19 protein-coding genes are annotated in these 17966 nt (G+C 49.8%); 14 read left to right on the forward strand and 5 right to left on the reverse strand.

Annotated features, from left to right (window positions below):
- The first annotated feature begins 2 nt into the window (after positions 1–2).
- Positions 3–692 (forward strand): response regulator transcription factor, encoded by a 690-nt coding sequence (locus AF331_RS09255; RefSeq protein WP_053427878.1) that lies wholly within the window; start codon positions 3–5, stop codon positions 690–692.
- The gene (locus AF331_RS09260) at positions 682–2067 is read left to right on the forward strand and encodes a HAMP domain-containing sensor histidine kinase (RefSeq protein WP_053427879.1); all 1386 of its coding nucleotides are present in this window, start codon (positions 682–684) and stop codon (positions 2065–2067) included. Before AF331_RS09255 ends, AF331_RS09260 begins: the two co-directional genes overlap by 11 nt.
- Positions 2068–2125: 58 nt before the next feature.
- Here AF331_RS09260 and AF331_RS09265 read toward each other — a convergent pair whose 3' ends face one another.
- Positions 2126–3397, reverse strand: coding sequence for an MFS transporter (locus tag AF331_RS09265; protein WP_160316504.1), 1272 nt, complete (start codon positions 3395–3397; stop codon positions 2126–2128).
- Positions 3398–3827: 430 nt separating this feature from the next.
- A complete protein-coding gene (locus AF331_RS09270) occupies positions 3828–5276 on the reverse strand; it encodes a peptidase G2 autoproteolytic cleavage domain-containing protein (protein WP_082346918.1) in 1449 nt (482 codons plus the stop codon).
- Between the two features lie 177 nt (positions 5277–5453).
- On the opposite strand from AF331_RS09270, the gene AF331_RS09275 reads away from it, so the two are divergent.
- The 4 genes from AF331_RS09275 (at position 5454) to AF331_RS09290 (ending at position 10879) form a co-directional block, all read left to right on the forward strand.
- Positions 5454–7031 (forward strand): hypothetical protein, encoded by a 1578-nt coding sequence (locus tag AF331_RS09275; protein ID WP_053427882.1) that lies wholly within the window; start codon positions 5454–5456, stop codon positions 7029–7031.
- The gene (locus AF331_RS09280) at positions 7028–7435 is read left to right on the forward strand and encodes a VOC family protein (protein WP_053427883.1); all 408 of its coding nucleotides are present in this window, start codon (positions 7028–7030) and stop codon (positions 7433–7435) included. The genes AF331_RS09275 and AF331_RS09280 overlap by 4 nt, the downstream gene beginning before the upstream one ends.
- A 4-nt stretch (positions 7436–7439) precedes the next feature.
- Entirely contained in the window at positions 7440–8552 is a 1113-nt protein-coding gene (locus tag AF331_RS09285; RefSeq protein WP_160316505.1) for a serine hydrolase domain-containing protein, read from the forward strand.
- A 158-nt stretch (positions 8553–8710) separates the two neighbouring features.
- The gene (locus AF331_RS09290; protein ID WP_053427885.1) at positions 8711–10879 is read left to right on the forward strand and encodes a right-handed parallel beta-helix repeat-containing protein; all 2169 of its coding nucleotides are present in this window, start codon (positions 8711–8713) and stop codon (positions 10877–10879) included.
- Between the two features lie 39 nt (positions 10880–10918).
- Here the strand turns inward: AF331_RS09290 and AF331_RS09295 are convergent, their stop codons facing one another.
- Positions 10919–11278, reverse strand: coding sequence for a winged helix-turn-helix transcriptional regulator (locus tag AF331_RS09295; RefSeq protein WP_048007311.1), 360 nt, complete (start codon positions 11276–11278; stop codon positions 10919–10921).
- A 229-nt stretch (positions 11279–11507) separates the two neighbouring features.
- Between AF331_RS09295 and AF331_RS09300 the strand changes: the two genes are divergently transcribed.
- The 8 genes from AF331_RS09300 (at position 11508) to AF331_RS09325 (ending at position 16311) form a co-directional block, all read left to right on the forward strand.
- Positions 11508–12710, forward strand: a complete 1203-nt coding sequence (locus tag AF331_RS09300) for an MFS transporter (RefSeq protein WP_053427886.1) — start codon at positions 11508–11510, stop codon at positions 12708–12710.
- A gap of 76 nt (positions 12711–12786) precedes the next feature.
- The gene (locus AF331_RS22355) at positions 12787–12948 is read left to right on the forward strand and encodes a hypothetical protein (RefSeq protein ID WP_160316506.1); all 162 of its coding nucleotides are present in this window, start codon (positions 12787–12789) and stop codon (positions 12946–12948) included.
- Positions 12935–13075: a hypothetical protein gene (locus tag AF331_RS22360; protein WP_160316507.1), complete on the forward strand. Its 141-nt coding sequence runs from the start codon at positions 12935–12937 to the stop codon at positions 13073–13075. Before AF331_RS22355 ends, AF331_RS22360 begins: the two co-directional genes overlap by 14 nt.
- Positions 13068–13532: a DinB family protein gene (locus AF331_RS09305; protein ID WP_053427887.1), complete on the forward strand. Its 465-nt coding sequence runs from the start codon at positions 13068–13070 to the stop codon at positions 13530–13532. The genes AF331_RS22360 and AF331_RS09305 overlap by 8 nt, the downstream gene beginning before the upstream one ends.
- Before the next feature lie 101 nt (positions 13533–13633).
- Complete coding sequence (locus AF331_RS09310; RefSeq protein ID WP_053427888.1) at positions 13634–14170, forward strand: RNA polymerase sigma factor; 537 nt, start codon at positions 13634–13636, stop codon at positions 14168–14170.
- A gap of 82 nt (positions 14171–14252) precedes the next feature.
- Positions 14253–14852: a hypothetical protein gene (locus AF331_RS09315; protein WP_160316508.1), complete on the forward strand. Its 600-nt coding sequence runs from the start codon at positions 14253–14255 to the stop codon at positions 14850–14852.
- A 92-nt stretch (positions 14853–14944) separates the two neighbouring features.
- Positions 14945–15604: a VOC family protein gene (locus AF331_RS09320; protein WP_053427890.1), complete on the forward strand. Its 660-nt coding sequence runs from the start codon at positions 14945–14947 to the stop codon at positions 15602–15604.
- A gap of 77 nt (positions 15605–15681) precedes the next feature.
- Positions 15682–16311 (forward strand): LysE family transporter, encoded by a 630-nt coding sequence (locus tag AF331_RS09325; RefSeq protein ID WP_053427891.1) that lies wholly within the window; start codon positions 15682–15684, stop codon positions 16309–16311.
- A gap of 256 nt (positions 16312–16567) precedes the next feature.
- Here the strand turns inward: AF331_RS09325 and AF331_RS09330 are convergent, their stop codons facing one another.
- Both AF331_RS09330 and AF331_RS09335 read right to left on the reverse strand, forming a co-directional pair.
- Entirely contained in the window at positions 16568–17047 is a 480-nt protein-coding gene (locus AF331_RS09330) for a DUF4306 domain-containing protein (protein WP_053427892.1), read from the reverse strand.
- Between the two features lie 287 nt (positions 17048–17334).
- On the reverse strand, positions 17335–17868 hold the full coding sequence (locus AF331_RS09335) for a GbsR/MarR family transcriptional regulator (protein ID WP_053427893.1): 534 nt from the start codon (positions 17866–17868) through the stop codon (positions 17335–17337).
- Positions 17869–17966: the final 98 nt, after the last annotated feature.

The raw sequence follows: 17966 nt of genomic DNA on the forward strand, positions 1-17966 counted from the left end.
ACATGAAACGGATCATGATCATTGAAGATGAAGAATCAATCAGAGGATTCATCAAAATCAATCTTAAACGATATGGCTATGAGGTACTCGAGGCAGGAAGTGCAGAAGAAGGAATCGAACTCCTGAAGGCACACGGTGCGGATATCCTTCTCTTGGACGTCATGCTCCCGGGGATGGACGGGTTTGAAGCGTGCGGGGAGATCCGCAAGTGGAACCCGGCTGTTGGCATCATCATGCTGACGGCCAAGGTCCAGGAGATGGATAAAGTCCACGGGCTGATGAACGGGGCCGATGACTATGTGTCAAAACCCTTCAGCCCGAATGAACTGATTGCGAGGATCGAGTCCCTCTTCAGGAGACTCAGGCCCGCTCCCGCCCCCAAGGCCGTGCCTGACTGGTTCCTTGATGAGAAGAAGCGGCTTTTCTACGTCAAGGGGAAGGAAATCGACCTTTCTCCCGTGGAATATGAACTGGTCACCGGTATTCTTAAGAAAAACGGCCAGGCTGTGAGCCGGAATGACCTTCTCGATAAGGTGTGGGGCGTCAACTATATGGGTGACCCGAAGATCGTGGACGTGAACATCCGCAGGATCCGTCAGAAGATCGAGGAGAACCCGTCCAATCCCCGCTTCCTCCTGACGGTCTGGGGCTTCGGATACCGCTGGAATGAGGATGGCGAAAATGGGGATTAAAAAACGGCTGCTGATCCAGAACCTGAGCATCATCACGCTGTCGATCCTCCTGTTCCTCGGCATCCTCATATCGGGGATCTACCACTATTACTACAGCGGGACGGCAGAGATCCTGAAGAATCACGCTGAAAATTCAGCTCAGTTCTCAAAGAGATACATGGATCTTTCCCCGTATACAATCAGGGATCAGGTGCAGGATATCCAGACAAACTTTTCCCTTCCCCAGGCAGAAACCCAGGTCATCAGCACGGACGGGAAGATGCTGTCTTCCTCTGAAGGATTCATCAGTCATGAAAGGCTCGACTTCCCTGATATTCAGGATGCTTTCAGGAAAGGGGAAGGAACGTGGATGGGGACGAACCCCGAGACGGACGAGCATGTGCTGGCCGTCTCGGTCCCCCTCGAGTCTGACGGGAAGACGGTGGCCCTCCTCCGTTTCGTATCATCCCTGGAACCGTTGGATGATAACTTCAAGACGATCCTCGCGACCCTGATCGGCATCGGACTCAGCATCCTCCTCATGGTGTTCGTGATCAGTACCTTCTTCTCGCGCATGATCACCGATCCCGTCGTGGAGCTGACGAGAGCTTCTCAGAAGCTTGCAAAGGGTGACCTCGAGGCAAGAATGACGGGTACGTATAAAGATGAGTTCCATACTTTGAGTCAATCCTTCAATGATATGGGGCAGGAGCTTCTGAAAACGGAGAAGCTGAAGAATGAATTCATCTCCTCTGTCTCCCATGAGCTCAGGACCCCCCTCACCTCGATTAAAGGATGGGGAGAAACCCTTTTGACGGGGGATATGAAAGATGAAGAAGAGATGAAGACAGGGCTCAACATCATCACAAATGAAACGGACCGCTTGATAGCCATGGTGGAGGAGCTGCTGGACTTTTCACGCTATGCAAAAGGAACCTTTGAGATCTCACCGCACCCTTTCCCGTTCCATCGTCTCGTTCAGGAAGTGGTCCTTCAGCTCGATAAAAAGCGGCTGGCGCGGGAGATGTACATCGTATTGAAGAATGGTGAGCCGATCAAACCCGAGGCGGACGAGCACCGGATCCGCCAGGTCATCTTGAATCTCCTTGATAATGCGATCAAATATTCAGCTCCGGGTTCGACCATCACAATCCGCTATCACCGTGATCACGGCAACCTCGTGTTCGAAGTGGAGGATGAAGGTGTCGGGATCGAGAAGAAACATCTCCAACAGGTGCTGACCCTCTTCTATAAAGAAAATGAAAAATCGGAGGGAGTCGGTCTTGGTCTTGCCATCAGCAAGCAGATCATCGAACTTCATGGAGGTCAGCTTTATGTAAGAAGCGAGAAGAATGTCGGCACGGTTGCCGGATTCACCCTCCCCTTGAATGAATGATCAAACATAGTGAAACCCAGAGCCTGTATGGTTCTGGGTTTTGTTCGTTGAATGACTTTTACCTGTAAGGTTCAGGCTGGGACACGTCAAGGGTCTTGACATCCTTGAAACGTAAAATGGGATGAACGGCCACAACAAGGCCGAGTATCATGGTGAGTACGCCACTGAATAAAATCGTCTGGGTTACACCGACCAGTTCAGCCAGGAGGCCGCCAGCATACACCCCGATCGGAAATCCTAGCCCTGCAATCAATCCATACACCCCGAATACCCGGCCCCTCATTGCATTGGGTACAAGCTGCTGGCGGAGGGTCGGTGACACAATGTTGTAAGGCGCATAAGCGATGCCGCCAAAAAACATAAGGGAGTAGATGATCATGATGTGTGTGAAAAAACTTAAGCTTATCGGTACGAGTCCCCATAATAAGATGACCAGTCCAAGGGAATAGGAATACGGGAATCGCCTTCCCAGTCTGACCCATAGAATCGCCCCGACAAAGGAACCTACCGCAAAAAATGACCACATTGTTCCCAACGTGCCCGGCCCTGCTTTGACGATCTCATCGACAAAGACAGGAAGCATCGGTTCTAAAGGGGCATAGGTGAAGTTAAAGAAAAATGTGATCAAGGCAATGACGATGAGGATCTTATAAGAAAAGATGTAGGCGAATCCTTCTTTGGTTTCCCTCAGGAAGCGACGCCATTTATTTTTTCCCACCTTCCCGGACGCTATTTTACGACTATGATAGGCCTCTGGAGAAATCCTATAATACAATAGGGCCGCCATCAAAAAGCATAGGACATTGACCATCAACGTCATCGGTGCCCCCACGAGAGCGGTACTGAATCCTCCCAGCGCGGGTCCGATCAACGATCCGATTTGTCCGGTCATCGTAAAAACCGCGTTCCCCGTTTCCAACTCCTCTTTATGAAGAAATTCAGGAAGGATGGAGGCGGTGCCTATGGTCGTGAAGGATGAGAGACATCCATCCACAAAAACCACCCCGATGATCATCCAGATGGCGAGGACATCAAACCAATAGAGAAGAGGGATGAGGGATAAACATCCGCCTCTCACGACATTTTCCCATATCATAACGGTCCTCCTGTCGAAATGATCTAACATTCCCCCTACCAGGATGCTCGATAATAATGGAGAAACTGTAGCCGTCGATATCACCATTCCGACGGCAACGGTTGAACCGGTTACTTGATAAACAAACCACCCCAATGCAATCCACGACAGTTTCCTGCCGATATTCAGAACCGTGGAAGCGATAAGAAAGTTCCTGAAGTACGCATTTCCAAGTAATGTCCCATATCCCCTCACTGAACCCCGCCTTTCTTGATTGATAGGTGTATTATCGCACAATTACTGGAAATACCTTCTCCAGCATAGGTATGAATAATAGTCATCCTTTAGGTGGAACTTCAGTGAAGGCAGCCAGGTTGATGATCATTATAAATGAAATCATAAAATCATCTCTCTCAAAAACGATTCATGAATAGAAACGAACCAAACCGTTACGCGGTTTGGTTCGTTAACGTCAGTTCTCCACACGTTGTGGACGAATCGGTAGCCAGTGAAGCAATGATTCGTGCTATCCACCGGTTGCTCACAGTTTATCCACAGATAATGTGGACAAGTGGTTTTTCATTGCAGTTATAAACAGCCAGTCGCACATGATCAACGTAAATCATCGAAAATAAATCGAGTTTTCAACAGGTTGTCCACATATTCTGAATAATGTGATAGCCGATTACTTCAAGATGATGACGATCTGATTCGGGCCGGTCCGCTTGATGACCCTGTAGCCCTGTTCAGAATCAGTGGCCATTCCTTCTCCATTCGGTCTGCAGAATCCATTCACCCGACTTGTACCATCATCCCTCACCCGGAGAATACCGATCATACCGACGGCACTCCACTCCGTCCGCTTGATCCTCGGCACGTACGCTTGACTTGGATCCCAGTCGGGATTGAGTACGGGCTGCATCCGCACTTCTTCACGCTGGATCAGCATGCCGCTTGCGTCATACTTTGCGGGAATGACGACCTCTTCTTTTATTACCCGGCCCCATTCATCCTTCATAAACTGATCCTTCCAGCGGAGATTCTCACCATTTCCGATGATACCCGGTGTCGCACTTGTCACCCCGAGGATGTAATCATCCTGATCTGTGGCAATGCGGATCTTATCGTCCACCAGGGTGACAAAATACCCCACGTCGATTGCCTCACCGTTTATGGATTCGAATAGCTCTGCATAATCCTGCCCTCCCGGGATGAAGGTACCTTGAACCGACATGTCTCCTGTCGAGGCAAGCCACTGGGCCCCGATACCCCTTGTGACTTCATCGGGTCCATTGGCAATGAACCAGGAATGGGCCTCAATGGCATCCCCATTCCTTCCCATGATATGGGCGCCGGGGAAAGTGGATGTCCTTGTATTCAATCCTTCTGAATGGGAGTAATCCCCGTCGGCAACGGTTGATAACCCTTCGGCATGCGAAGCAATCCCGCTTGCGACGTTCAAGTACCCCTCCGCGTGGGCAAGATCCCCCCTGGCGTCGGTTAAAGCCCCTTGAGCATGCGAAGCAATCCCGCTTGAAATGGTGGATAATCCCTGGGCGTGGGAAAAGTTGTTCAATGCCCTTGGACCGGGACTGAACGTGATATCATTTGTCCCTCCTTGTGCGTGGGATCCGAAGCCGCTGGCAATGGTCCCGATCCCCTCCGCGTGAGAGCTTTCTCCGGATGCCCGTGTAGGAGCCAGATTCCTCGCAAGGTCGAATGCGCCTCCTTCAGCATGAGAAGCCCGGCCTGAGGCGGTGTTTCCTTCCCCTTCTGCATGGGCACTGATTCCCTCTGCCCGGGTCCTCGCTCCTTGAGCGTGAGAAGACGCTCCGGTTGCTGCGGTAAGATAGCCTTGTGCGTGGGCGGCATCTCCACTGGCAATGGTGGCATATCCTTGTGCATGGGCGGTATCGGCACCCGTCACGGCCAAGTGACCTTCCGCATGTGAAGCGGCTCCCCCTCCCGAACGACCATTTCCGGCAGTAGTGTTGCTTCCTTCTGAATGAGCAAAGGAATTATTGGTTCTCGTTTGATATCCTTGCGCCGTAGAGGATACTCCATCGGCTACAGTATTAGAGCCCTGGGCGCTCGAGCAGAGGGCTGCAGGATTGCGGTTACATGAATCAGCCATATCATCTATCACTCTTTTCTTTGTATTCTAGTAAAACATTTACTACTACTCTATGTTTTCGAGGAGGGAAAGGTGTCCGGACACTGAATAATAGATGGAGAAAAAATGAAAAAAAGAAAATAAAAGGAGCGTAAATCCGTTATAATGGACCTATTAAACAGGACGGAGGAACTAGCCATGGGAAAATTAGAATCGAAGGTGAAAGATGCCCTTTCCGAGATCAAGAGTGCGGATCCCGATGTACGCCATGATGGATTGATGAAGCTGAAGGACATTACGGTGGAAAACAAAGGCGGAGAGTGTGACATCTCGCTTCTGAAGGATATGATCAAGCTCGCGGCGGGTCCCTTTGAGCGTACGGGGGAAGAATGGGATGATCCGAGCTTGGTCCTCCTTGAATTCGTGGTTGATTATATGGAAGAAAGGGTGGCACGCGATCTGACCCATCACATAGCCGATTTCAGTGAGATGGGGAAGCAGTGTGTCCTTTATCATACGAGCATGCACGAGCATGATGGTGCTGTGCGAGCCCTGATCGAAATGTACGAGATCCTGATCCCTCTCAATCAGGCGTGGTTTCCTCATGCCGTCCTAGAACAAAACGGGGTCGTATCCAAAGCGTTGATCAATTATTTCCATACCCGTTTGGACGATAAAGCTTGCAGGCGAGATCTCTACAGGATACTGGCGAATCTTCACGAGGAAAAAGTATTCTATCAATTTAAGCCGGAAGTCATCAAGCCCCTCATCCACCGTCATTGGGAAGAAGCGAAATCAGCCTACCTTCAATATGACCGTGATTATAAAACCAAGCACGTCCATTGTTCATGGAAAGACTCATACCTCCATATACGGGAGGAGCTGGAGAATTTCCTGAAGCTGATGGATGTTTACTGGGGGGAGGAATGGTTGCTGTATCTGGAGGAGGCAAAGGGATGGAACGACCCTATTGCCAAGACGATTGCCGTCACCGTTTCTCTCAAGAGGGGTATCCCCGTTGCTCAGGAAGAGGTCCACTGGTGCGCCACGCATATCGAGTCCGCGGAATTATTCCACTGGAGGCTGATCATCGATCGAATTGAACATCACAACCCGGTAAAGAATACCCGTCAATCCGATGTGGCCCGGACCCACTTATTCTACTATCTGTTATTCGACCGTGAAGAGAGCCTCTACGCGGAAGAAATCACGATTTTGGATCATATCGATACATTCACCGCTTACGAAGAGCCGGTCCGGTACTACCTAGCATCTTACCGTGACCTCTCTGGTCATGTGTACCCAGCGTGGGTCGGTGCGTTCAGCCTGGAAGAAGGCGAGGATTCCCTATTCAAATGGGATGATTCCACCATCCTTGAGGAACCGTTCGGAAGCAGGAATGTGGAAGGCTGGAAAACGGCATTCATGGAGGAGCGGAAGGAACGGATGGAGAAGGAAGCATCTGAAATCCACTATGAGGCAAAGACAAAGGAAGGAACCGTATGGATTAAAGGGAACTCCCTCGTCGTCCACTCCCAGGAAGGGGACCGATCCATCTTTCTGAAGGACATCCAGACCTTGACAATCGAATGGAAAAAGGGCGGCTTATTCGGCTTGAAAAAGATCCCGATGGTGGCGGTATACGAGAAGGGTGGGAACCTGTTCATGACCTACCCGGAATTAGATATCGACTACGAGAAATTTGCAGGTGCTGTCCATGAACAAACCGAAAGCCTGGAAGAACCGCCATTCATCGAATTCTTGGAGGTGGGATGATGGTCGGCCAGGTCCATCACATCGAGCTGAACGTATCAGACTTAGAGAAATCCACAGAATTCTGGGAGTGGTTCTTAGGGGAACTCGGCTATGAACCCTATCAGGAATGGGCAAAGGGTAAGAGCTATCGACTCGGTGAAACGTACATCGTATTCGTCCAGACGGAGGAGCGCTTCCTGGACGCCCCGTATCATCGGTCACGCACCGGACTGAACCACTTGGCCTTCCACGGAAAGTCGAGGAAGCATGTGGATGATGTGACAGCAAAACTTGAAGAGAGAGGGGTGCCCGTCCTGTACCGCGATCGGCATCCATATGCGGGAGGGGAAGGATACTATGCCGTATTCTTCGAGGACCCGGACCGTATCAAGGTGGAGCTTGTGGCACCTGTTAAAGGAGAGTAAAATGATGAATCAACACGATAAAGAGTACCTGACACAGATGATTTCCAAGCGGCTTGAATCAGCCGATATCGTTGGTGCGAGTGTGGCCATCGTAGAAGGGAGCGAGGTAGTGTACGCCGAGGGTTTCGGGTTGGCAGACCGAGACAGTGATCAACCAATGAATGCCGATACACTCATGAGCATCCAAAGCATCTCGAAGAACTTCATGGCCACCTCAATCATGCAGCTTGTGGAAGCAGGGTCCATCGAGCTTGATGATCCCGTAGTAAGGTATCTCCCATATTTCAGGACAAAGGACCAGGCGGCGAGCAATCACATCACCGTCCGGCACATCCTGTCGCACACGGCAGGTTTCCCTGAAGTGGGCATAGCCAATATGGTTGCACCGAATGTGAGGGAGATCTTCTCGGATACCCCGACGGAATTTCAGGAAGCGCTGGATTATTATGGTCTGACAGAAGAGGAGCTTTCCGCGATCGAGACCCGTGAAGACATCACAAGGGGATTTGAAAAGGTCGAACTCATAGGCTCTCCAGGCTCACAGTGGGCTTACTGTACGGACGCCTATGTGATCCTTGCCGATCTCTTTGAAAAGGTGACGGGGATGGAATGGGAATCTCACTTGCAATCCCATGTTTTCCGTCCATTAGGATTGGAAAGGACAACAAACAAAGGAGCAGAGGAAGCCGGGAATAGCGCACGTTACTACATGGGAGAAGAGAGAACCGAAACGCCTTTCCCCAAAAACGAACTCGCGGCACCAATCGGTTACCTGTATTCGACTGCAAATGAGCTCGGGTGCTACCTGGCCGCGCACCTCAACGGAGGAACAACGTTGTTAAATCCAGATTCCGTCAACATCATGCAAAAGCCCCACCATCTTGTCAGTGAAGAATGGCGATTCGGCAGTGAAGTAAGAAGCTATGGTTTCGCGTGGTTTACGGACGAATATAAGGGTCGGCCGATCATTGAGCACGGAGGCGGGCAGATGGGTGTTCGGTCCCTCATGACGATGGTGCCAGCCCTTCAACTCGGCATCGTTATCCTGATGAATACGGAGGGAACGGTCCACTATGATCTCTGCGAAGGGATCATGGATTTTTATATGAATGAATAAGGAAGTGCAGCGGGAAATAGGTTCTCGCTGCTTTTTTAGTGGATCCTCCCTGAAAAAATCAGTCCAAACATCTTATTGACTACAAACCTGTAAGCGCTTACTATAAAATAACAACGTTGTTATAAGCAGACGGTAAAACATTCAAAGGAGTGGATGGAGTGAAAAAGGTTGGGAAAGGGATCTTGTTGTTCTTGGTTTCCGTTTTAGTGATGGGGGTTGCACTACCCATATCGGCGGTGGCAGATGATGTACCGGAGTGGCAGTCGGTTACCTTCGGTCAATCGACCGATCTGAATTTTTCTGCAAATGTACTGCCCGATAAAGTCGGGCTGAATACAGCAGAGCCAGAACATCCGGGTACGATCGATGGGAAGATCTATTTGGAGAGCAGAGGGGGAAAACTGGCTCCTGGGCATGATGGGCTGACCTTCTATTACACTACCTTGGATCCGAATACGGATAATTTTGTTTTGGAGGCCGACTTGACTTTCCATCAGCTTGGCCCGGAGACAGGGGCAAAGCAGAGCGGCCAGGAGGGAGCCGGTATTATGGTGAGGGACGTGAATGGAGCGGCAAGGCAGGACCCCATGGTGGAAGGATTCGAAGAAGTGACCGCTGCATCCAATATGTTTGCCGTCGGTTTGATGAGGGACGGGATGAGCGCCCTCTCACGGACGGGTGTAGAAGAACCGTGGGGAAGTACAGGGAGCAAGTGGGTGAACAAAGTCCTTCCGGGAGCGCCGGCAGTACCGATGGATATACCGGTCCGCGTGAAGCTTGAGCGGACGGATACAAGCTTTGTCATGTCTGCAACCTTCACCCATCTGTCGGGATCTCCTACGTTCAAACAGGAGCTAAAAGGGGCAGACCTTGTTCAGGTGATGGACCCCGACCGCATGCAGGTTGGATTCTATGCTTCACGGAATGCCTCCATGACCGTGGAGAATGCAAGCTTGTCGGTGAGTGAGGCGGATACGGTGCCGACACCGGATGAACCTGTCCTTCAGCCGGAGCCATCCCTGACGATCCTTTCTGCGAAAGAGTCGGGATCAAAGAAGTATTCGTTGAAAGCGACGTCAAACACACAAGGGAGCATCTCCATTTGGCAGGATGGCAAACAGATCGTGAAGAATAAAAAGGTGAAAGCTCAACAAGTATTCGATGAAAAAACAAAGCTGAAAAATGAAAAGACATCGTTCCGTGTCGAATGGAAGACGAATGATGGAGTGGTACTGACCGAGGAATGGACCGTCACGATGAAGCTGTTCAAGGGTGGAAAAGGCCTGTTCGTTTCACCAGAAGGGAAAGCGTCTGCTTCCGGTAAAAAGAACGATCCCCTGGACCTTGATACCGCCATCAAATACGTTAAGCCGGGAGAGACGATCTACCTCCTGGAAGGTGTATACACAGAGCCCGTGACCATAGGCCGGACATACAGCGGGGAAAAGAAAAAAATGAAAACCCTGGCTCCGTATAAGGGCGCCGATGTTCTATTCGACGGAAAGAACGAGAAAGGGAATCTCCTCAATTTGAATGCCGACTACTGGGAGATCACAGGCTTCGAGCTGACGAAGTCCACCGGAAACGGAATGAGGTTGAACGGAAGCTATAACAAGATCGATCATATGACGTTCAGCTACAATCAGAATACAGGATTCCAGATCTCGGGGAGTGGATCGGATCCCGAACTGTGGCCGAAACACAATCTTATCTCGAACAGTGAATCCCATGATAATCGTGATTCATCTGATATCAATGCCGACGGTTTTGCGGCGAAGCTCGGTGTAGGGGAAGGGAATGTATTCAAGAATAATATTTCCCACCATAATATCGACGACGGCTGGGATCTCTACAACCGTACGAACGAAGGTGCCAACAAGCCGGTTACCCTTGACGGGAACATTTCATATTCCAATGGGAAGCTCAGTAGTGGCTACAATCAAGATGGTACCTCGGGCAGTGGATTCAAAGTAGGCGGGGAAGGCCTCCCGGTCGCTCACATGGTTAAGAACAACCTGGCATTCGATAATAACATGGATGGCTTTACGGACAATTTCAATCCGGGCAAAATCATTGTTCACAAAAATATCGCCATCGATAATAAGCGCTACAACTTCATCTTCCGGATCAACCCGTATTTCAAACCGGAGGAGCAGGGGATCTTCACAAAAAATATCTCCATCAAAACCGATCCCGACCGCATGAAGGCGGACTTTGTGTCAGGTGTCGTGGATGACAGCAACTACTTCTTTGACGGAGAAAGAACGATAAACAGCAAAGGGAAAGAAAAGGACCCGAAGCCTTATCTGAAGAAAATGCGCCCATAAAAATAGACGTCCATGCCTGGCATGGACGTCCTTTTTACTTTATTCTTCAGCGCCGGAAAGGACCATGACGTCCTCACCTTCCGATACCGCCTTCTCGATATGCTGTTCGCCCCACGAGCAGAGCATTTGAAGGGCAGGAGCAAGGGATGTTCCGTAGTCGGTCAGCTTGTACTCGACCTTCGGTGGAACCTGATTGTACACGATACGCTCGAGGACCCCGTCGGATTCGAGCTCACGAAGCTGCTGGGTGAGCATCTTCTGGGTGATATTCGGCATCCTCTTTTTCAGTTCGCTCGTGCGGAGGGTGCCATGATCGATGAGGTGGCAGAGGATCACGACCTTCCATTTGCCTCCGATGACTTCAAGTGCTGCTTCGACCGGTATATTGAATGTCTTCATTTCCCGTCACTCCTTCATGGGATCTTTTTGACATGTACATGCCTGTATGATGTGTAGAATAATATCATTCTATACCCGATCGGCCCACGAAGCAAGTAGCGGCGCATGGGTACCTCCAGGTGTCTACCGTACTTTAAAGTGCGTACTTCCTTTTTGGTTGCATACTCCTTAAACTAACGATTACCGGGACATCACCGGTGAATCAAAATTGTTAAGGAGGAAAATCATTATGAGTTCTCATTCTACTTCTATAGATCAAAACGCCTCCAAGTCAAAAGGAGGCACCCCGGCGCTACTCGCCCTTGCTATCAGTGCGTTCGGAATCGGGACGACAGAATTCGTCCCTGTCGGTTTGCTGTCATCGATTGCAGATGACCTGTCGATCTCCATCACCCTTGCAGGTCTGCTGATTTCCGGATATGCCTTGGGAGTCGCCATCGGTGCGCCCGTCCTGACGGCCCTCACCAGCAGGATGAGCAGGAAGAGCCTGCTCATGTCCCTGATGCTTCTCTTCATTGTAGGGAATTCCGTCGCTGCCCTGTCCACGAGCTTTGGACTTCTGCTTGTGGCACGGTTCATCACGGCCTTCTCCCATGGGATTTTCTTCTCGATCGGATCCACGATCGCAGCAGACCTTGTTCCGGCACATAAGCGTGCCAGTGCCATCGCCTTCATGTTCACGGGTCTGACCGTCGCCACGGTCACCGGGGTACCACTTGGAACCTTCATCGGACAGGCCTTCGGTTGGAGAGCGACGTTCTGGGGAGTAGCCGCACTTGGTGTCATCGGAATTGTAGCAAGCTCGATCCTTGTGCCGAAGAATCTTAAAGAAGCACCACCTGCCAAGTTCAGTGATCAATTGAAGATCCTGACCAACGGTAAGCTCATGCTGGCATTTGCCATCACGGCCCTTGGATACGGTGGAACATTCGTTGCGTTCACCTACCTGACTCCGTTACTGGAAGATGTGACAGGATTCAGTGCCAAATGGGTCAGTATCATCCTTCTTGTCTACGGAATTGCTGTCGCCATCGGGAACGTTGTCGGCGGGAAAGCATCGGATGAAAATCCGCTCAAGGCTTTATTCTGGATGTTTGTCCTTCAGGCCATCATCCTCCTCGCCCTGACGTTTGCTGCACCATTCAAAGTGGTTGGTCTGATTGCCATCTTCCTTATGGGTCTATTTGCTTTCATGAACGTACCGGGCCTTCAGGTACTCGTCGTCAACTTGGCAGAGAAATATGTGCCTACTGCCGTCAACGTGGCATCTGCACTTAATATCGCCGCATTCAACGTAGGGATCGCCATCGGCTCCTTCGTCGGCGGACTCATCGTCGACAGCATCGGCCTCATCCACACACCTTGGATCGGTGCCGTCATGGTAGCAGGCGCCGTCGCTCTCACAGCGTGGCTCCGAAAAATCGAAAAATGACACATGGGGACGGTTCCGATGCACCATTTGGATGCATTGGAACCGTCCCTTTCCCTTTTGTACCAGGTGGTATATAATGGATAAAACGCAAACCTGGAGGGACCGTCGATTGAATAGTTGGCTTTGGTTGATCATTGCTGCTGGTGGACTTGTCGTGGTATTGATGGTCGTCGTTTCATTGGTGATTGGTAAATTTTCTCCCAGTGAACAAAAAGGCGTGGATGATGAAGAAGCTTGAGGCTACCGTCCACAGACATCATCCATGGGATGGTGTTTTTTTGTGTGGAAAGCAGAGGGAAATGGGAGGAAATGGCGAACTGATAGAGGAGATATGTTTTCTAGAGGAGGGGATCGGAATTGAATGATCGTCACGAAGTCTTATTCACCCAGCTGAGCACCTATCGAAGTGAAGTCCTGCATGCGGCGGCCTCTGTCACTCCAGAAGAAGCAGATGTGATTCCACCGCCTTTCCGTAACAATATCCGCTGGAACCTTGGTCATATCTATCTCGATCAATATCAGTGGATCGAGGCGCTGACGAAGGAAAAGCAGGGAGTGCCTGAAACGTATCCTACCTGGTTCGGCTACGGAACCTCTCCGCATAATTTCACCCAGGAAACGCCATCTCTCCAGACTTTGTCCACCCAGCTGAAAGAGCAGCCCGGGATGATCAGGGAACGGTGGGGGCACCGGATGGAAGAAGCGTTTCCTCAGACCGAAATGGGGATGAGGACGGTAGAGCAGGTTTTCATCCGCACGGTTTTCCATGAAGGGATGCACCTTCAGACCATCCTGGATATCAAGAAGGCTTTGTCACAGTGAAACGGCTTGGGTGCTTTTTTTAGCACGAGGCCGTTTTTTTTTTTTTTGAAACCTTTTTGGGGATGGGTCCGACTAATGGGTAGTTTGAACGGGGGGAGAGTATGGAAGAGCGATTTGAAGAAGTTTATGAACGTTATTTTGATGATGTATATCAATATCTATTATATTTCACCAACAGTCGATCCGAAGCAGAGGACCTGACTCAGGAAACATTTCTGAGAGTCATGAAGTCCCTTCCGGATTTCCGTGGAGATTCGACGTTGAAAACATGGATTCTTTCCATAGCCCGGAGAACGAGCTTTGATCATTACAGAAAGAAGAAAATTTTATCGGTTTTGCCCGGGGTGATTGGGAATATGCTTTCGAGCACGGACGGTATTCCAGAGAAGGAGTGGGATGACCGGGAGGAATGGCAGGAAGTCCAGGAAGCGTTGATGACCCTCAAGCCTGATTATCGGAATGTTGTGATACTACGGGGTCTAAAGGAATACTCCATCAAAGAGTCCGCCTCGATCCTTCAGTGGAATGAGATGAAGGTAAAAGTCACCTATCACCGTGCGATTCAAATGCTGCGGAGGAAGCTATCAAGGAAAGGAGATGAAACACGATATGACTTTCCACAAAAACACAGACTCTGAATTCCTGACCCCGCTAAAAAACAGACCGGGTTTGACACCACGGCATATGGTGAAAGGAGAAATCAAGGAGAGAATAGCAGCCATGGAGAATCGTAACGGAAAGAAGCATCTCATGCCTATTCTTCTTACAGCCGTACTTCTCCTGACAGGGTCATATTATCTCTTTGAAATCATTATGAAAGATCAGCACCCCCACGATGCTGGAGAACCCACTCATCAAGTACCCCTGAAGGAGGATATTGAAAAGGAATCGGAAGAAGCGCCCATTGAGATTGCTCCCCTTGTCCTGACAGATGAAGAATCGGAAGCCTACGCAAGCTTTAGTGAAAATTTCGACCAGGAGATCCTCCGTAGCCTCTCCCCAATGAGCATAGCTAAAATCTATGTCCAGGCCATTCTTGATGAAAAGGATGACATCCTATATGAGCTCTATACCGACAGACCGGATTATATTATGTGGACGAAGGAAGAAGATGAGCAGTTCCCCAAACAGGATAGGGGTAATCGAAGACTCACGGAAGAGACCTATAATCACCTTGCAGAAGGAAAGTTTGTCGAGACAGGAGAGGATGAAGGTTACATCAAGTACTATCGCTCCGAGGATCCTGATAGCCTGATGGGCTTCAAGCTTATCCGAAATGAAAATGGCATCTGGCAGGTGGCATTTATGCCCATTCAATAATACCCCGCCTTATGACTGAAAGAAGTTCGTTCCATCGGTTGATGGCCACTTCTTCTCCAGCATCTATGATAAGGAAAAAGGAGGGGATGTCAATGAAGATCCATCAGCTGGAGCTTTTCATCGGCAACTATGAAGAAACGGTTGCTTTTTATCAGGATACAATGGGGTTCACGTGCAGGAAGAATGGTGAGGGTTCAACGGATATCGAGGCGGGCAGCGGGACAGTGACCTTCCATAAGAAATCGGGAGTGGACTGCTACTACCATTTTGCGTTGAATATTCCGGCCAATCTGTTCGATTCGGCAAAAGCGTATATGGCGGAGAGGGTGACGCTTGCAAGGGAGGATGATGAGGACGAGGTGTTTTTCAATGAATCCAAGGCCCGATCCTTCTACTTTCTGGACCCCGCTGGAAATATTGTAGAACTCATTGCGAGAGAAGGTGTGAACCCCGATTCACACGCGGGATCATTCAGTCCATCAGAGGTTCTGGGGATCAGTGAGATCGGGATTTCGTCGGAAGAAGTATATCGCTGTTCACAAGAAGTAATGGCGAAAGGGATACCGTTGCGGAATGACAGGCCGTTATCAAACGGGGAAACCTTGAACTTCATGGGGGAGGTAGGAGACGGTGCCTTCATCATCATCGCGAGGGCCGGGAGACGATGGATGTTCTCCGATAAACCCGGATTGCCCGCCCCGACGATCGTCAAGACGGACAGGGGCACCATGACGTTTCATCACAGTGGTTGAAGACACCCATCTCTAAGTGTATAATTATACAAAACGGAGAATGAATGTGCATTTTACATGAAAGTAGACACAACTGAATGGATACATATTTAAAATTTGTACTCGTCGGATTTTCCATTGCCCTTCCGGTGGGGGCCGTAACCGTGGAAATGACCAAGCAAGGACTGAAAAACGGATTCCTCCACGGCTGGGCAGTGGGCGTCGGCGGAATGACGATCGATTTCTTCCTTGTTCTTGCCATGTATCTCGGACTCGCCCAGGTCCTCTCCCTTCCTTATGTGCAGCTGCCCCTATGGGTGGTAGGAGCCATCTTCCTGTTTGGCCTTGCCTATGATTCAATCAAGAATGCCGACCATGGGATCACGATGGCAGGGGATCGACCTCAATCCTCTTTATGGAAGACCTACCGGAACGGAGTTCTCGTGGCTGTATCGCCTGGGAATCTCGTTTTCTGGGTCTCTGTGTTCGGCACGGTCCTGGCCGATTCCTATTCAGGCTCGAAGATCGGATTTGTCCTGGCTGCAGCGGGGGTTCTTACGGGAATTTTGATTCATGACCTGGGATTGCTCTCGATCGTGGCCGCCACCCGCAGGGCCATGAATCGAGCGATGATCAAATGGACGTCGATCGCAGCCGGCATCCTGCTATTCGGCTTCGGATGTTATTTCTTATACGAATTTGTACACGACATCAAAGACTATCTGTAAATGAAAGAGGAAGGGACAAAACTAAAAAAGGCCCCTTTAATGCCGAACACGATCAGTATAGGATCTTACTACCGCTCATGATCTCCGTGCAAGACTTCGCTTTCCGCGGGTAGCCCGTGAGCCTCCTCGGCAGGCCTGCGGGGTCTCACATCAGCTACTCTTCCCGCAGGAGTCTTCGTCTTGCACTCCGATCAACCGCNTTATCGTAGGGATTCGGGTTTTACTATGACTAAAACATGTTTGTCTCAGCCTCTTCTTATGAATGGTTCAAAATCGAGCGGGAGTGCCCCGACCTGAAACTCCTGAAAGCAAGAAGCAGGGCAGCTGCACCCAGTAGAAGAAGCACAATACTGAAATAACTGCTTCCTTCTGTGACGCCGCTGATCAAATAGAGGCCACCGATGATGGAGGCAACACCTACAATCCCGTTACCGATCATATGGGCGCGGACCTTCAAGAAGCGGTCGATGACCCATAATGCAATGACAGCTGCGCAAATGGTCGTCACGATCGGGAAAAACGGGCGGAATTTCGCTGCATAGATGAAGAAATCCATCTGATTGATATCTCCCGTTTTTGTCACTTCCCCTGTACTCGCCGAAACCTTCGCCGAATTCTTCCACTCGAACTGATCCTCAAGCAACGCACTTCCCTCATACATGGAAAAATAGAACGCGAATGGAAGGATGGTAAGGGAGACCAGGAATATCAAGGTCTTCACATTCCTTTTATTCAATTCAATCACACCTTTTTCAATGCTTCATCAGACATGAGGTGTTGCTCCGGGAGGCTCCTGCCTGCCCGTAAGCTGGGACCATTCTACTTTAGACACTTGATGTGCCCACCATCAACGCTTGTCCCTTCAATGTTAAGAAAACCCCATAAGAATCACTGGGCAGATGAAGCATCCTGATTTGCCCATATTATACCATCTTCACCCAGTTGGATTGAAGTTACATTTTGTTAACATCTGCTAAGAGGAAAAGAGACACAACAAAAGCCGGTTTCCATCGAAACCGGCTTTCATTCTTCTTTATGTTCGGTGAGGTCGAAAATTTTTCTTGATTCAAAAAGGTCGATAACCTGATTCAACCAATTGTAGTATTCAATGGCGTAGGTGATCCTCTCGAGGTGATCCTTTGCCCTCTGAGCGGTTTCTTCGTCATCTGTGTCTGCTATGGCAGTTTCCAGGTCCCGCATGGATTTGACGGAAGCGTCGAGGTTCATCTGGGTTCCCTTCCTCCATTGAGTGGTAAAACGATCGATGAAATTTTGATACCAGTCATTCTTCACCTGGTACAGATCCTTCCGCTCTCCCTTTCGCCATACTTTTTCAACCATATTCAATTCCAACAACGTCCTGACACCGGTGGACATGCTGGTTTTACTCATTTCCAGCTCTTCCTTCAGCTCATCCAGGGTCATTGGTCTATTTTCAAAATAGAGGGTCCCGTAAATGCGTCCTATGGAAGGGGAAACCCCGTATAAATGCATGTTTCTCGCCACGGATTCAATCACTCTCTCCCGTGCCTGGGCGACTAAACCTTCATTATGCATAATACACCACCATTCTAATCACAATAAAAAGAGATGGAATACACCCCTTACTATTCATCTTGATTTATTTTAAGGTTTGGATTCTTCAAAGTAAAGGG

Origin of the sequence: Rossellomorea marisflavi, assembly GCF_001274775.1 — a bacterium.
GTDB lineage: Bacteria > Bacillota > Bacilli > Bacillales > Bacillaceae_B > Rossellomorea > Rossellomorea marisflavi.